Source organism: Anaerococcus tetradius (genome assembly GCF_947087635.1).
GTDB classification, from domain to species: Bacteria; Bacillota; Clostridia; order Tissierellales; family Peptoniphilaceae; genus Anaerococcus; species Anaerococcus tetradius.
The window spans coordinates 23301-37582 of record NZ_CAMUDP010000010.1 but is presented as its reverse complement, the minus strand read 5'-3'; the positions used below and the strand labels follow the sequence as shown (position 1 = coordinate 37582).

15 protein-coding genes are annotated in these 14282 nt (G+C 35.4%); 3 read left to right on the top strand and 12 right to left on the bottom strand.

The genetic code is table 11. From position 1 onward, the window contains the following. Positions 1-123 precede the first annotated feature (123 nt). Genes P6936_RS04600 through P6936_RS04585 form a run of 4 tightly spaced genes read right to left on the bottom strand, consistent with a single transcriptional unit; the run spans position 124 to position 3898 of the window. Entirely contained in the window at positions 124-1212 is a 1089-nt protein-coding gene (locus P6936_RS04600; protein ID WP_276880973.1) for an ABC transporter substrate-binding protein, read from the bottom strand. Further along, positions 1205-2017: an ABC transporter permease gene (locus tag P6936_RS04595; protein ID WP_060928794.1), complete on the bottom strand. Its 813-nt coding sequence runs from the start codon at positions 2015-2017 to the stop codon at positions 1205-1207. The genes P6936_RS04600 and P6936_RS04595 overlap by 8 nt, the downstream gene beginning before the upstream one ends. After that, complete coding sequence (locus P6936_RS04590; protein ID WP_276880972.1) at positions 2014-2805, bottom strand: ABC transporter permease; 792 nt, start codon at positions 2803-2805, stop codon at positions 2014-2016. Before P6936_RS04590 ends, P6936_RS04595 begins: the two co-directional genes overlap by 4 nt. Continuing rightward, the gene (locus P6936_RS04585; protein ID WP_004836367.1) at positions 2798-3898 is read right to left on the bottom strand and encodes an ABC transporter ATP-binding protein; all 1101 of its coding nucleotides are present in this window, start codon (positions 3896-3898) and stop codon (positions 2798-2800) included. The genes P6936_RS04590 and P6936_RS04585 overlap by 8 nt, the downstream gene beginning before the upstream one ends. A 192-nt stretch (positions 3899-4090) precedes the next feature. Here P6936_RS04585 and P6936_RS04580 point away from each other — a divergent pair, with 192 nt between their 5' ends. Further along, on the top strand, positions 4091-5284 hold the full coding sequence (locus P6936_RS04580) for a dicarboxylate/amino acid:cation symporter (protein WP_276880971.1): 1194 nt from the start codon (positions 4091-4093) through the stop codon (positions 5282-5284). A gap of 1 nt (position 5285) precedes the next feature. Beyond that, positions 5286-6554: a serine dehydratase subunit alpha family protein gene (locus tag P6936_RS04575; RefSeq protein ID WP_004836371.1), complete on the top strand. Its 1269-nt coding sequence runs from the start codon at positions 5286-5288 to the stop codon at positions 6552-6554. A gap of 91 nt (positions 6555-6645) precedes the next feature. On the opposite strand, the gene P6936_RS04570 is transcribed toward P6936_RS04575, so the two are convergent. The 5 genes from P6936_RS04570 to pcp all read right to left on the bottom strand — a co-directional run bounded on the left by P6936_RS04570 (position 6646) and on the right by pcp (position 9842). Next, complete coding sequence (locus P6936_RS04570; protein WP_004836372.1) at positions 6646-6855, bottom strand: TOBE domain-containing protein; 210 nt, start codon at positions 6853-6855, stop codon at positions 6646-6648. A gap of 24 nt (positions 6856-6879) precedes the next feature. Next, on the bottom strand, positions 6880-7827 hold the full coding sequence (locus P6936_RS04565) for an L-lactate dehydrogenase (RefSeq protein ID WP_276880970.1): 948 nt from the start codon (positions 7825-7827) through the stop codon (positions 6880-6882). A gap of 100 nt (positions 7828-7927) precedes the next feature. Continuing rightward, positions 7928-8080, bottom strand: a complete 153-nt coding sequence (locus P6936_RS04560; protein ID WP_004836375.1) for a hypothetical protein — start codon at positions 8078-8080, stop codon at positions 7928-7930. Positions 8081-8132: 52 nt separating this feature from the next. Continuing rightward, complete coding sequence (locus tag P6936_RS04555) at positions 8133-9140, bottom strand: alpha/beta fold hydrolase (RefSeq protein WP_276880969.1); 1008 nt, start codon at positions 9138-9140, stop codon at positions 8133-8135. Between the two features lie 57 nt (positions 9141-9197). Next, the gene (pcp, locus tag P6936_RS04550) at positions 9198-9842 is read right to left on the bottom strand and encodes a pyroglutamyl-peptidase I (protein WP_276862726.1); all 645 of its coding nucleotides are present in this window, start codon (positions 9840-9842) and stop codon (positions 9198-9200) included. Between the two features lie 79 nt (positions 9843-9921). Here pcp and P6936_RS04545 point away from each other — a divergent pair, with 79 nt between their 5' ends. Beyond that, complete coding sequence (locus P6936_RS04545) at positions 9922-10218, top strand: rhodanese-like domain-containing protein (RefSeq protein ID WP_040349266.1); 297 nt, start codon at positions 9922-9924, stop codon at positions 10216-10218. A gap of 40 nt (positions 10219-10258) precedes the next feature. Here the strand turns inward: P6936_RS04545 and P6936_RS04540 are convergent, their stop codons facing one another. Genes P6936_RS04540 through P6936_RS04530 form a run of 3 tightly spaced genes read right to left on the bottom strand, consistent with a single transcriptional unit; the run spans position 10259 to position 13834 of the window. Further along, positions 10259-10465, bottom strand: coding sequence for a cold-shock protein (locus P6936_RS04540; RefSeq protein ID WP_276880968.1), 207 nt, complete (start codon positions 10463-10465; stop codon positions 10259-10261). Between the two features lies 1 nt (position 10466). Next, positions 10467-11195, bottom strand: coding sequence for a class I SAM-dependent DNA methyltransferase (locus P6936_RS04535; protein ID WP_004836381.1), 729 nt, complete (start codon positions 11193-11195; stop codon positions 10467-10469). Further along, positions 11195-13834, bottom strand: coding sequence for a valine--tRNA ligase (locus P6936_RS04530; protein ID WP_004836382.1), 2640 nt, complete (start codon positions 13832-13834; stop codon positions 11195-11197). The genes P6936_RS04535 and P6936_RS04530 overlap by 1 nt, the downstream gene beginning before the upstream one ends. Positions 13835-14282: the final 448 nt, after the last annotated feature.

The following is a 14282-nucleotide window of genomic DNA, read 5'->3' as shown; positions in this document are numbered from 1 at the left end:
ATTTTTTATCTTAATATTATCCCCTCTAGAGAAATAACTTGTTAGAGTAAGCAAATTCATTTAGCTTATCTTAATCTCTTAATTAAGAAGTCTTCTCTTAGATTTATAATTTTTTCATCTCTTTTAGTTATCTTCCTTAGCCTTTGGTGAAATTTTTAGATCTAGAAAGAGGTCATTGTAAAGTATAGTTGTTTGCTTATCAAGAGCCTTAAAAACTTCAAGTCTATCAATCACATCACCGTTGGGATATAGGGTCTTGTTATTTCTCATAGCAGGATCAATTAAGGCTAGGGCTTTTTTGTTTGGTGTCGCATAGGAAATATATTCAGCATTTTGGGCAGCATTTTCAGCTCTTAGCATGAAGTTGATAAAGGCGTAGGCTGCCTCGGTATTCTTGCTTGTCTTTGGTATTACCATGCTATCAAACCAAATGTTTGATCCTTCTTTTGGTATAGCATAGGCAAGGTCTGGATTGGAGGCAATTGCACTTGCTGCATCTCCAGAAAATGTGATACCAACATTAGCTTCTCCAAGAGCCATATACATCCTAATCTCATCAGCTAAAATCGCCCTTACATTTGCCATATAGCCTACTAGTTCATTACTAACTCTTACAAGCTTATCCTTATCACAGGTGTTTAAGCTTAAATTATCAGTAAGTAGACCTATACCTAGGGTTTCTCTTGCACCATCAAAGCTTAGTATCTCTCCCTTAAATTTCGGATCCCACAAGTTTTTCCAAGAAGAAAAATCCTCAGCCTTGTATTTTTTGGTGTTATAAATTATGCCAAAGCTTCCCCAAAGATATGGAATAGAGTATTCATTTTCTGGGTCATAGGCGAGATTTAGAAATCTCTTATCTATATTATCAAGACCCACGATTTTTTTGTGGTCAAGTTTTTTAAGAAGCCCCTGATCTCTCATCATCTCAACAGCATACTCACTAGGAATACAAATATCGAAATTAGTTGAGTTCTGTTTGATTTTCGCAATCATAGCCTCATTGGAATCGAAGGTTTCTGTTACAATTTTATATCCTGTCTCTTTTTCAAATTTATCTATAAGGTCTGGGTCAATATAATCTCCCCAATTGTAAAAATATAGGGTCTTATTATCGGCCGTAGCCCTAGATGATGTTAAGAAAGTCCTTAGGACTAATAGGAGGCCTATGGCACAAATACTCGTTAGAAAAAATTTATAAACTTTATTCATCAATAGCCCTCCTATCTGTAAGCTTTTTCTCTCTCTCACTTATAAAATAATATATAAGGACTAAGAAGAAGGATACTAGAAACATCAAAGTTGATAGGGCATTTATCTCAAGAGAAATCCCTGCCCTAACCCTAGAGTAAATTTCTACAGAAAGAGTAGAAAATCCTGCTCCTGTAACGAAAAATGTTACAGCGAAGTCGTCAAGGGAATAGGTAAGAGCCATAAAAAATCCCGTAAGAACTCCTCCTGTAATATTGGGCAATATTATCTTATTTAGTATTGTAAAATCGCTTGCTCCCAAGTCTTCTGCCGCAAGAATCATAGACTCGTTTAGGGCGTAGAGTCTTGGTAGAACCATCAATACTACAATCGGTATAGAAAAGGCTATATGAGAAAGAAGGACTGTCATAAAGCCCATAGGTATCTTTAGCAAAAAAGTAAAAAGTACCAAAAAGCTTGCCCCCATCATTACATCTGGCATAACCATAAGGACGGAGTTAAAATTAAGAACTCTTTTTCTCATCCTGTCATTTTTTAGATAATAGATAGCGAGGGCTCCTATTGTGCCTATAACTGTTGCAATTAGTGAAGAAAGGAGACCTAGGATAAGGGTGTTTATGACAATAACCCAAAGTCTTGTATCCCTAAAAACTTCCCTATAATGATTAATAGAAAATCCATCAAAGGAATTCATGCTTACTCCACTGTTAAAGGAATAAAATATCAGATAGATTATAGGTAGATACAAGAGGACAAAGATAAATAATAGATATAGATTTGATATTTTAAATCCTTTTTTCATCATTTAATATCCTTTCTAGTATTAAGTATGCTCATTACCACAAACATCAAGACTATTAAAACTAAACCAATGGTCGCTCCCATCCCCCAGTTTTGGGTAACTAGATAATGCTCTTCGACAGCGGTTCCAAGGGTTATAATCTTATTTCCTCCTATAATTCTAGTAATCAAGAAAAGTGATAGGGAAGGAATAAAAACTGCTTGACTTCCCGCTATTACCCCATCCATGGACAAGGGAAAGATAATCTTTGTAAAAGTCTGCCACTTACTAGCTCCCAAATCCTCACTTGCTATTAAATATTCCTTTGGTATGGAATCGAGGGCCCTAAAAATCGGAAGGATCATAAAGGGAAGCTCGACGTAGGAAGCTACCAAGACGAAGGCTGGATTAGTAAAAAGAATCCCCTGGCTTGCAAGGCCCAAAAATTTCGCAATAGTCCCCTGCTTGCTAAGCAAACCAATAAAGGCGTAAGCCTTTAATAGTAGGTTAATCCAAGTTGGTAGGGTAACTAGGAGGAGGAATATTTCCTTGTTCTTGCTTGAACAAAGAAAATAGGCAAAGGGATATGCCAAAAAAAGGGTCGTTATTGTTATGAGAAAGGCTGTAAGGAAGGAATTTAGGGTCATTTTCACATAATTTCCAGATGTAAAATAGGAAATATAATTAGCAAGGGTGAAAGAGCCATATATATCAAAAAATGATTGGTAGAGAAGCATGGCTATAGGAGCGATGATAAATAGAAGTATCCACAAATAATATATACTTGATAGGGCCTTATATTTTCTATTCATCATCATCCTCCAAAGAATACATCTCTATCCTCTTATCGAAATCATCTTCTGATTCGTTAAATCTCATTACATGAATGTCGCCAGGATCAATTGATATACCAATGACATCCCCCTCTTCAAATCTCTTGGTCGTATGTATTTTCCACCTAAAATTATCTTCATCGAAGCAGATTAATTCATTAAAGACCCCCCTAAACAAGACATTATCGACAGTTGCCTTAATGTCAGCATCTTTTGACTTAGAAACCTCGATATCCTCAGGTCTAATTACAACTTCTACCTTCTCGCCTTTGGCTATACCAGCATCTTCACACTCAAAGATTTTATTAGAAAATTCTACAAGATAATCATCCTTCATTACTGCATCGAGGATATTTGATTCACCAATAAATTCTGCTACATATCTATTAATCGGCTCATCATAAATATCTATAGGAGATCCAGATTGAACAATCTCACCCTTATCCATAACGAAAATTTCGTCAGATAGGGCTAGGGCTTCTTCTTGATCGTGGGTTACAAAGACGAAGGTTATGCCAAGTTCCCATTGGATATTAGAAAGAAGGACCTGCATAGATTTTCTAAGTTTCATATCGAGGGCAGATAGGGGTTCATCAAGAAGCAAAACATCCGGTCTATTAACAATAGCCCTTGCTATGGCAACTCTTTGCCTTTGTCCACCAGACATTTGCGAAATCTTCCTATTCTCAAAGCCTGAAAGATTTACCATATCCAAGGCCTTCTTTACTTCTTGTTTGATAGTTTTCTTATCAACTTTTTTTATATTTAAACCAAAGGCTACATTATCGTAGACATTCATATGGGGAAATAGAGAATAGTTTTGAAAAACTGTATTTACCTTCCTCTTGTTGGCTGGGGTCTTGTTTACATTTTCTCCATTGATGAATACATCTCCACTGGTCTGTTCGACAAAGCCTGCTATTATATTTAAAATCGTAGTCTTGCCACAACCCGATGGCCCCAAGAGAGTATAAAATTTCCCCTTCTCTAGCTCTAGGTCTACTGTCTTTAGGACAAGTTCGTCATCATAGCTTTTTGTTACATTTCTCAAGACAACACTTTTGTTAGACATGATTTTGCTTCTCCCTCCTACTTTCTTATCATCTTATAGAAGAGTATACCATAAATTTGCACAGTTTTTATGTGGATACCTATATATTTTCCTATAGGGCTTACTTATTTTTCTTTACTCCTAGTTCAAATTTGACCCAAAAATTTCTATATATTATAATCAAATTAGGAATTTTTTTATTAGGAGGTACATATGACTGATATAAAAGCAAAAAAATCTATATTTAATTCCTTACTTTTCAAACTTGTTATAGCAATTATAATCGGTATATTTTTAGGAAATATTTCTAATGAAGGAATGATGCAAGTTATTTCTACAATAAAGACTATCCTAAGTAATCTTATCAATTATATAGTCCCTATCATAATCCTTGCCTTTATCACACCTGCGATTGTTTCGCTTAATGAGAGTGCTGGCAAGGTATTATCTCTAACCCTAATCATTTGCTATCTTTCATCTGTTGGAGCAGCTTTGTTTTCATTTTTATCTGGTAAGATGATTATTCCTCATCTTAATATTGTAAGTGCAAGCGAAGCTGGTAGGAAGCTTCCAGAAATCCTATTTAAACTGGAGATTCCATCCATAATGCCAGTAATGACAGCACTCGTTACTTCAATACTTTTCGGTCTTGCTGTTATCTGGACTAAGTCAGAAAATTGGGCGAATTTATTGAAAGAATTTAACAATATGGTCCTAGAGATAGTTAACAGGGTAATTATAAGAATCTTACCTGTTTATATAGCATCAACTTTTGCAGAACTTAGTTATGAAGGAGTCATTCTTAGCCAATTTCCTGTCTTTATCAAGGTTATAATCTTGGTAATAATGGGTCATTATATATGGCTTGCTCTCCTTTACAGCCTTGGCGGAATTTTCTCTAAGACCAATCCTATGGAAGTCTTAAAGCACTATCCACCTGCTTATGTTACAGCCCTAGGTACTATGTCTTCTGCTGCAACCCTATCTGTTTGTCTACAGTGTTCTGCCAAAGCCAAAACCTTAGATCCAAAGATAAGGGATTTTGTAGTTTCCCTTTGTTCAAACACCCACCTTTGCGGATCTGTTCTTACTGAAGCATTTTTCGTAATGATCGTAAGCCAAGTCCTTTATGGAAAACTTCCAAACACTGGAAATATGATTTTATTTATAATCCTACTTGGAATTTTTGCAATTGGTGCGCCTGGAGTTCCTGGAGGTACTGTTATGGCCTCCCTCGGTCTTATTACTTCAGTTCTTGGCTTTGATTCAACAGGAACTGCCCTAATACTTTCTATCTTTGCTCTCCAAGATTCTTTTGGTACAGCTTGCAACATAACAGGAGATGGGGCCATAGCCTTAATGGTTACAGGTCTATTAAATAAGGTACCAAAAGAGGCAAGAGTTTAGTATGACAGATTTTAAGAAAATCATAAGAGATGAGCTAATCCCTGCCACAGGTTGTACAGAGCCTATAGCTATAGCCTATGCCGCTGCCAAGGCAAGAGAAACCCTTGGAAGTAATCCAGATGAAATTATTGCTAATCTATCTAGTAATATAATAAAAAACGCCAAGGCGGTTACAGTTCCAGGAACTGATGGAAGAAAGGGAATTGAGATATCCATTGTTGCTGGAGCCTTCCTTGGCAAGGCCTCTAAGAAACTCGAAGTCCTTTCTAATATAGATAAGTCACAATTAGATAAGTGCGATAAATTTATCGAAGAAGGAAGAGTTAAGCTCAATCTAGTTAAAGATAAGGATGGAGTTTTTGTAGAGATAATTTGCAAAAATAAAACAGATAAGGCTTCAGTAGTAATTACTGCTAGCCATACCAATATCACAGAAATCAGAAAAAATGATGAGCTAATTTTTTCCAAAGAAAATAATGAAAATCAAAAGCAGGATTTGGAATTTTCTTTCGATAAGGTCTACGACTTTGCAAAAACTTGCGACTATGCAGATATAAAAGATGTCCTAGATAGGCAAATTTCTTACAACCAAGCCATAGCCTCAGCTGGTCTATCAAACGATTGGGGTGCAAATATTGGAAAATTAATCCTATCTAATAACCCATCCAACTACTACGAAAAACTTGTAGCCTTCGCTGCTGCAGGCTCTGATGCTAGAATGGACGGTTGCGAGCTACCAGTTATAATCAATTCTGGTTCGGGCAATCAAGGTATAACAACTTCAGTTCCCATAATCCTATATGCCAAAGACAAGGGTTTTTCTGATGATGACTTGTATAGGGCTTTGATTTTCTCAAATTTAATCGCTCTTTATATAAAAAATGAAATAGGCAAGCTTTCTGCTTATTGTGGAGTAGTTTCAGCCTCTGCTGCTGTTATCTCTTCAATCGCCTTCATCAACAAAGAAGATAGGAAGATAATAGAAGAAACTATAACTAACGCCCTTGCAGTAAATTCTGGTATAATCTGCGATGGTGCTAAATCATCATGTGCTATGAAAATTGCTTCAAGTCTTAGAAATGCAAGCCTTGCCTATATACAGGCTAAGACAAACAACTCCTTTAGAAGTGGAGATGGAATAGTAAAAGAAGATATAGATAAAACTATTGAAACTGTAGCAAGAATAGCCAAGTACGGGATGAAGAAGACTGACGAGGTAGTCCTAAGTGAAATGATAAATAATCATGACTACCTAAGTGATTTCGAATAAGTTTTTTTATCCTTTTGGATAATAATAATAGCCTAGCAAAAAAAGACGAGCCTGACTTTAAGTCTAGCTCGTCTATTCTTATATTTAAAAATTAGTCAACAGCTACCATAACGTTGCTTGCCTTGATTACTGCATAAGCTTCTTTACCTTTTTCAAGACCAAGTTCTTCGATAGCGTTGTTTGTGATAGATGATGTGATGATAGTTCCGTTTCCGATGTCAATTTTAACAATTCCGTTAACAGCACCCTCAACAACTTCTACTACTTTACCCTTAATTGTATTTCTTGCTGAAATTTTCATAATTTCCTCCTTTTATTTTGTTCATTATTTATTATACCCTAAATCTGCCAAAAGAAAATTTTCTTTCAAAGCCTTACATGAGGCGTCAAACATTTTCTGTTCCCTATCATCAATTGGCATCTCCAAAATTTTTTCTGCACCATTTTTGCCAATTACAGTAGGAACTCCTGTATAAAGACCCTCATTTTTATATTCACCCCTTAGATAGGCAGAAGCCATAAGGACTTTCTTTTCATCAAGAAGGATTGCCCTAGTGAAGGCTAATAGGCAGTTTGCTATGCCAAAATGTGTAGCTCCCTTACCCTTAATTATCCTAAAGGCCTTATCCCTAATCAAATCTCCAACCTTATCCTTATAAGAGTCGTCAATATTTTTTATAAACTTATCTATGGCTATACCATTTATGTTAGCATTAGACCAAACTGCCACAGAAGAATTGCCATGTTCGCCTATTACATAGGCATTAATATCGCTTACATTGAAGCCTGTTTCTACTGCTAGATATTGGGCAAATCTTGCTGTATCGAGACTTGTTCCTGTTCCAACTATTTTTTCATAAGGAAAATCTGATACTTCCCTTACTACTCTTGCTATAACATCGACAGGATTTGTAGCTAGTAGGATTACTCCCTTATAGCCTGCTTCAACGACCTTAGGAATAGTATCTAAGACCATCTCGCTTGCAATTTTTATATCATCAAGTCTATTTTTTAGATTTTTTTGGCTGTTACCATAAGCAAGAACAACAAGGTCACAGTCTTTGCAATCTTCATAAGTTCCTCTTTTTACAATAGTAGCAGATGAAGTCAAAACTGTTGCATCCAACAAATCATTGACATCTGCAAGTTCCTTATCTTTTCTAATATCTATAATAGCAAGTTCTGTGGCAAGTCCCGAATTTATCAATGAAAAGGCATAGGAGCTTCCAACAAAACCATCACCAATTAGTACAACTTTATTTCCATTTTTCATATTCTACCACCTATAAATTTATATAATTGTTCATTAATATATAATATTTATCAAAGCAAAAGACTTGAAGGGCCAAAAACCCCATCAAGTCTTATTGATTCTATTTGTCTGGATTCTTATATCCATCCTCAACTATTTCTTCACCCTTGCATGTATTGAATTTTTTACCATTAAATTCTTCTATACCGCAATATTCACCATTTTTTGTATTTTTTTCTTCTTCAGATTTTTTTATATCTTTCTTTTCAGTCATAATAACTTCCTTTCTTTTCTAACCACTTAATATATACCCGAAAATTTAATTTTTAATCTTCTAAAATTCCTAAAATGTCCCAATAAACCATTTCTTTTTCATCTTCATTTAAAATTTCATGGCGCATATTTTGGTAACTTTTGCTTTTGATATTTTTGTATCCTAGGGATTTGAGTAGGCTTAGGGATTTTTCTATTCCCTTAGAGCCCTTGGTTATTATATCATCCTCCCCTGTTAGGTTATAGATAGGAAGATTAGGGTTTTTGACCTTGTATTTTGATTTTTGTGAAAGCTTTTTGTTAATTTCAACAAGAACTTTGGTATAGCCCATAGTAAAGCTAAAGATTCTTAGGGGATCCTTGTATTTCTTTTGCCTATTTTCCTCATTATAAGAAATAAAATCGAGACTCGCATCAGAATTTCCCACTAAGTGGTTAATCAGATTTGCCCTCCTATATGATCCTGTATAGAAGTTAACTATATTTAAGAAAAACACAAGTAGACCTGCCAAAGGATCTTGGACTGGCGTACCAGTTAGGATTAATTTATCAATCATCCTATCATATCTTTGCAAATAAACCCTAGCCGTCATAGAGCCCATAGAATGACCTAACATATATAGGGGAAGACTGGGATATTTCAATTTTACATAGCTACTTACGAGGACAGTATCTCCTACTAGCTCGCTTGCCCTTTTCATATGGCCTTTAGGATAGGACTCGCTAAGTGATCTACCATGGCCCCTGTGATCATGGACTATAACTACATAACCCTTATCATTTAAGAATTTTGCAAAGTCCATGTAGTTTCCTCCATGCTCACTCATCCCATGAACTAATTGGACTATGCCTTTTGGCCTTTCCTTTTCTAATTCTCTTACAAAAATATCAAAACCATCAGCTCCAGTTAGGTAAAATTCTCTATAATTTTCAATAGACTTTACTTCAATTTTTTTGTAAAATTTGCTCCCATCGTCAATTGCTTCGTGGCGCTTATCCTTTATATAATAATAAAGTTGTGGCAAAAGTAAGATAATTAAAACTATTGCTATATATTTCATAAATTCCTCCCTTAAATTACAAGGCCTATAATTCAAATTCTTATTTTGTTGAGGCTACTAATGGCAAGCTCCTCCGCTTATTTTTAGGTCTTGCTTATCTTCGTATTTTATGATAGCCCTAATAGCAGCCCTTATTGCCCTTAGCATATCATCAAGATTCATTGAAGCAGTATCCTTCTTATCCAAAACTTGATCTGGAAGAAAGGGTATGTGTATAAAACCTGCCCTCATATTGCCATATTTTTTTGCCAAATAGAGGTCTTGGTACATAACATGATTACAAAGAAAGGTCCCAGCCGTATTTGAGATTGAGGCTGGTAATTTTTCTTTCCTTATCTCTTCCACAATAGCTTTAATGGGAATAGTTGCAAAATAAGCCGTATCGCCATCCTCTCTTATTTTTTCATCTATGAGCATATTTCCTTCATTATCAGAAATTTTCGCATCATCAATATTAATAGCGACCCTTTCTACGCTTATGTCACTTCTTCCACCTGCCTGACCCAGAGAAAGTATTACATCTGGTCTAACTTCCTTAATTTTTCTTTCAATGACTTCTTCAGCCTTGCCAAAAACTGTCGGTATTTCTAACTTTATTAGCTGGCATGATTCTATATTATCATCAAGACCCTTAATAACTTCTAGGGCTGGATTGATTTTTTCACCTCCAAAGGGATCAAAAGCCGTTATTAAAATTTTCATCTTTGCCTCCTATTTCTTATATTGTACTATATCTTTTATGAAAGTTATTAGTTGGTATAATGAAAAAAAAGGAGGCTTTATGTTTAGTAAGATAATGTCCGGTGAGGACCTCGAAAGAAATAAAGATAATTTCGATATAATAGACGTAAGAACTAAGGAAGAATACGACGAGGGTCATGTCGAAAGCGCTATAAATATCCCCTATGATGAAATTCTAGAACATTTGGATATGATAAATAAGGATAAGCCAACCGTCCTTTATTGTAGGTCAAATTCCAGGGCTGAGATTGCAAGTCTATCCCTTAAATCAGTAGGCTTTGTCTATATCTATATAGCTGATGGAGTTAGCCTTTACGATTATAAGCTTGTAAAATAAAAGCAGCTTGAGAAATCCCTTCGTTTCTCAAGCTGTTTTTTTAATCTTCTATTATCTTTACTCTTATTGCCTGGGGCCCCCTAGGGGCTTGTTTTATTTCAAATTCCACCTTTTGACCTGCAAAGAGTTTTTTATATTCGTCATCTGCTTCTATATCAGTAAAGTGGACGAAAAGGTCATCTCCTGACCATTTGATAAATCCAAAACCTCTTTTGTTGTCAAAAAGTTTCACTTCTCCTTTATTCATCCTACTCCTTTTTTAGGGAAAAAAGTATTCTAAGACTATCATCCTTCACTTCTTCCATATCGTCCTCATCAAAAATTTCTATATCCTTAAAGCCAGCTTCTCTTGCAAATTTTAACACTTCATCTATTTCATAGACTCTTTCTTGCTGAAATTCTCTGACCCTCCTATAGGACCCATCTTCATTTTCTATGAAAAAATCAAGATGCATATCAACTAGGTCATCTTCCAAGTAATTGTCCCAAGTATAGAAAATATCTTCATACTCATAGACATAGCAGTTAGAGCCGAAAATTTCTCTCATCTTGTAGACTGAATTGATATCAAAGACCAAAAGTCCACCCTTTTTGAGGTTCCTATAAGAATTTCTCAATAATTTTTCCAAGTCCCCTTCCTCAGTAAGGTAGTTTATGGAATCAAGGAGGATAACTATAAGGTCATAGAAATTTTCATTACAGAAATCCACCATATCATAATGAATGAGATTGACATTGGCTTGGTCATATTTTTCGGCAAAGACATTAAGCATATCGCTTGATAGGTCTAGGGCGTCTATATTTTTGAAATCACCAAAGAAAAATCTGGTCAACATGCCAGAGCCTGCTGCAAGCTCTAGCATATTTTCCTTTTTTATGTGATTTTTCTCACACAATCCTTTGATATTTGAAGCATATTTTTCATATTCTATATCAAAGCTAAGTTTATCATAGATATAGGAAAATTCATCGTACATTATTTATCCTTGATTTCTTCGTAAGATGCCTTAGTTTTTTCTAGTAAGTCTTGGTAGGCTTTTAGTTTCTCACGTTCTTCGTTTACAACTGCTTCTGGTGCTTTTTCTACGAAACCCTTGTTTGAAAGCTTACCGCTTGCTCTTTTTATTTCACCTTCTAGGCGTTTGATTTCATCTTTTAGTCTTTGTCTTTCTTTTTCGTAATCAACTAATTCATCTAGGCTCATCAAAACTGAAAATTCATTGAAGACAAGTCTTACAAGGCCTTCTTCCTTGGTTGAATCATTAGCTTCTTTTGCCATAACACAAACTTCGCTTGCACTAGCGAGATTTACAAATTGGTCTTTGATTTCTTCTATAAGAGAAATATTAGCCTTATCTTCTACAAGGATAGTTAACTTTTGTTTGGTCTTTGCAGGAACATTTAGGCTAGATCTTTGATTTCTTATGGAAGTAATAGCTTCTATTACTGAGTTTACGTTGTTTTCTTCGTTTACAAAGTTAAACTCTTCCTTAAATTCTGGCCAAGCTTCTACTATTAATAGGTCCTTCTTGTTTGGAAGGGATGCGTAAATTTCTTCTGTTATGAAAGGCATAAATGGATGAAGGAGAATTAGCATATTCTTTAAAACATAAAGAAGGACTTTCTTTACATTTTTCTTAGCTTCTTTGTCATCTCCGTAAAGTCTAATCTTGGCAAATTCTATATACCAATCGCAATATTCATTCCAGATGAAGTCCTCTATCCTATCTGCTGCAAGACCTATTTCGTATTTTTCGAGATTCTTAGTAACGTCAACTATAACGTCGTTAAGTCTTTTGAGTATCCACTTATCCTCAAGCTCTAGATTTTCTCCAGTAAATTCAAGATCATCCCCATCTTCGATATTCATTAGGACAAATCTTGAAGCATTCCACAATTTGTTAGCAAAGTTTCTGCTTGCAAGGATTCTCTTTTCATCATAACGCATATCATTTCCAGGGGAGTTACCTGTAATTAGGGTAAATCTTAGGGCATCTGCTCCATATTCATTTACTACATCAATTGGGTCTACTCCGTTTCCAAGAGATTTGCTCATCTTTCTACCTTGAGAATCTCTAATAAGACCTGTAAATAAGACATGGCTAAATGGAACTTCGCCTGTGTTATAAACTGATGAGAATATCATCCTTATTACCCAGAAGAAGATTATATCATAACCTGTTACGAGTATATCTGTTGGGAAGAAATAATCATATTCTTCATTTTCATTTGGCCAGCCTAGGGTTGCAAAAGGCCAGAGGGCTGATGAGAACCATGTATCTAGGGTATCTTCATCTTGGGTTACATGGATTCCATTAAGCATACCATTTTCATCTGGCTCATCTTCTGATACAATGACTTCTCCATCATCTGTATAGAAAACAGGAAGTCTGTGTCCCCACCACAATTGACGGGAAATTGTCCAGTCCCTAATATTATTTAGCCAGTTCATGTAGGTTTTTGATAAGCTATCAGGAATTAATTTAACTTCTCCCTTGTCATAGGCTTCTATGCACATTTTTGCAAAGTCATCCATCTTAACAAACCATTGTTTAGAGATAAGAGGCTCAATTACAACATGGCTTCTTTCGGAAAAGCCGACAGCATGCTCGATTTCTTCGATTTTTACAAGTTGACCCAAATCTTCTAGGTCTTTTACCATTTCCTTACGAGCCTCGTAACGATCCATACCAGAATACTTGCCATATCCTTCTACTATGTGAGCTTTAGAATCTAATACTACACATTGACCCAGCTTGTGTCTTTCTCCTACTTCAAAGTCGTTAGGGTCGTGTGATGGAGTAATCTTAACGAGTCCTGTACCATATTCCATATCTACATAAGAATCCTCAATTAGGGGGATTTTCCTACCAACTAGGGGAAGAATTAAATTCTTACCTATTTTATCTTTAAAACGTGGGTCTTCTGGATTGACTGCTACTGCCAAATCTCCTAGCATGGTTTCTGGTCTTGTTGTAGCTATTGTTACAAAGTCATCACTATCTTCGAAGAAGTATTTGATATACCATAAATGGCCAACTTGGTCTTCGTGATATACTTCAGCATCGGAGATTGCAGTTTCTGCCAAAGGATCCCAGTTTACTATCCTATCTCCCCTATAAATATAGCCATCGTCATACATTTTCTTGAAGACTTTCTTTACAGCTCTTGTAAGATTTTCATCCATGGTAAAAGAATCGTGGTCCCAATCGCAAGATACACCGATCGTACGAAGTTGTTCCTTAATTCTTCCTCCATATTTATGAGTCCAATCCCAGGCTTCTTCCAAAAACCCTTCACGGCCGAGATCTTGTTTAGTTTTTCCTTCACCTGCAATCTTTTCAACTACCTTACTTTCGGTAGAAATAGAAGCGTGGTCTGTGCCAGGTATCCATAAGGCTTCAAAGCCAGCAAGTCTTTTATAACGAATTATAATATCTTGGATGGTATTGTTTAGGGCATGACCTAAGTGGAGGTAGCCTGTTACATTTGGTGGTGGCATAACTATAGAAAAAGGCTTCTTGTCAGGATTAACTCTTGCTTTAAAATAACCGCCTTTTTCCCATTTTTCATATATTTCTTTTTCAAATTGACTTGGATTATATTTTGTATCCATAAAAAACTCCTTTAACAAATAAAAAAGGCGATAACGACATAGGACGAATGATCGCGTTACCACCTAATTTTCTTAAATAAGACTCTCTTTGCACAAATGCGTGCGACATGAAACATTTACAAAAGCAACCTTCAAAGCTTCATTCTAGAAATTTCCACCAAACATTTCCTCTCTGAAAGAAGTCCCCTTCTACTCCTCTTTTATTGTTTCTTTATTGCCATTATTATATTTTAATAAGAGCTTTTGTCAATTTAACTAAAAACTAATGATAAGGATTTTAGCAAGTAAGTCCTCCTAGTAATTTACATATTATTTTATAAATTTGCACAATTACAAGTCTTTTCATGAGTATACTCCCTGTTTTTAAAGCTTTTATAAAAAAGTTATGGAAAAGTTTTCATATTAGAAAAAATTTGATATAATATAGCTAGGATCACGTAAAGGAGTG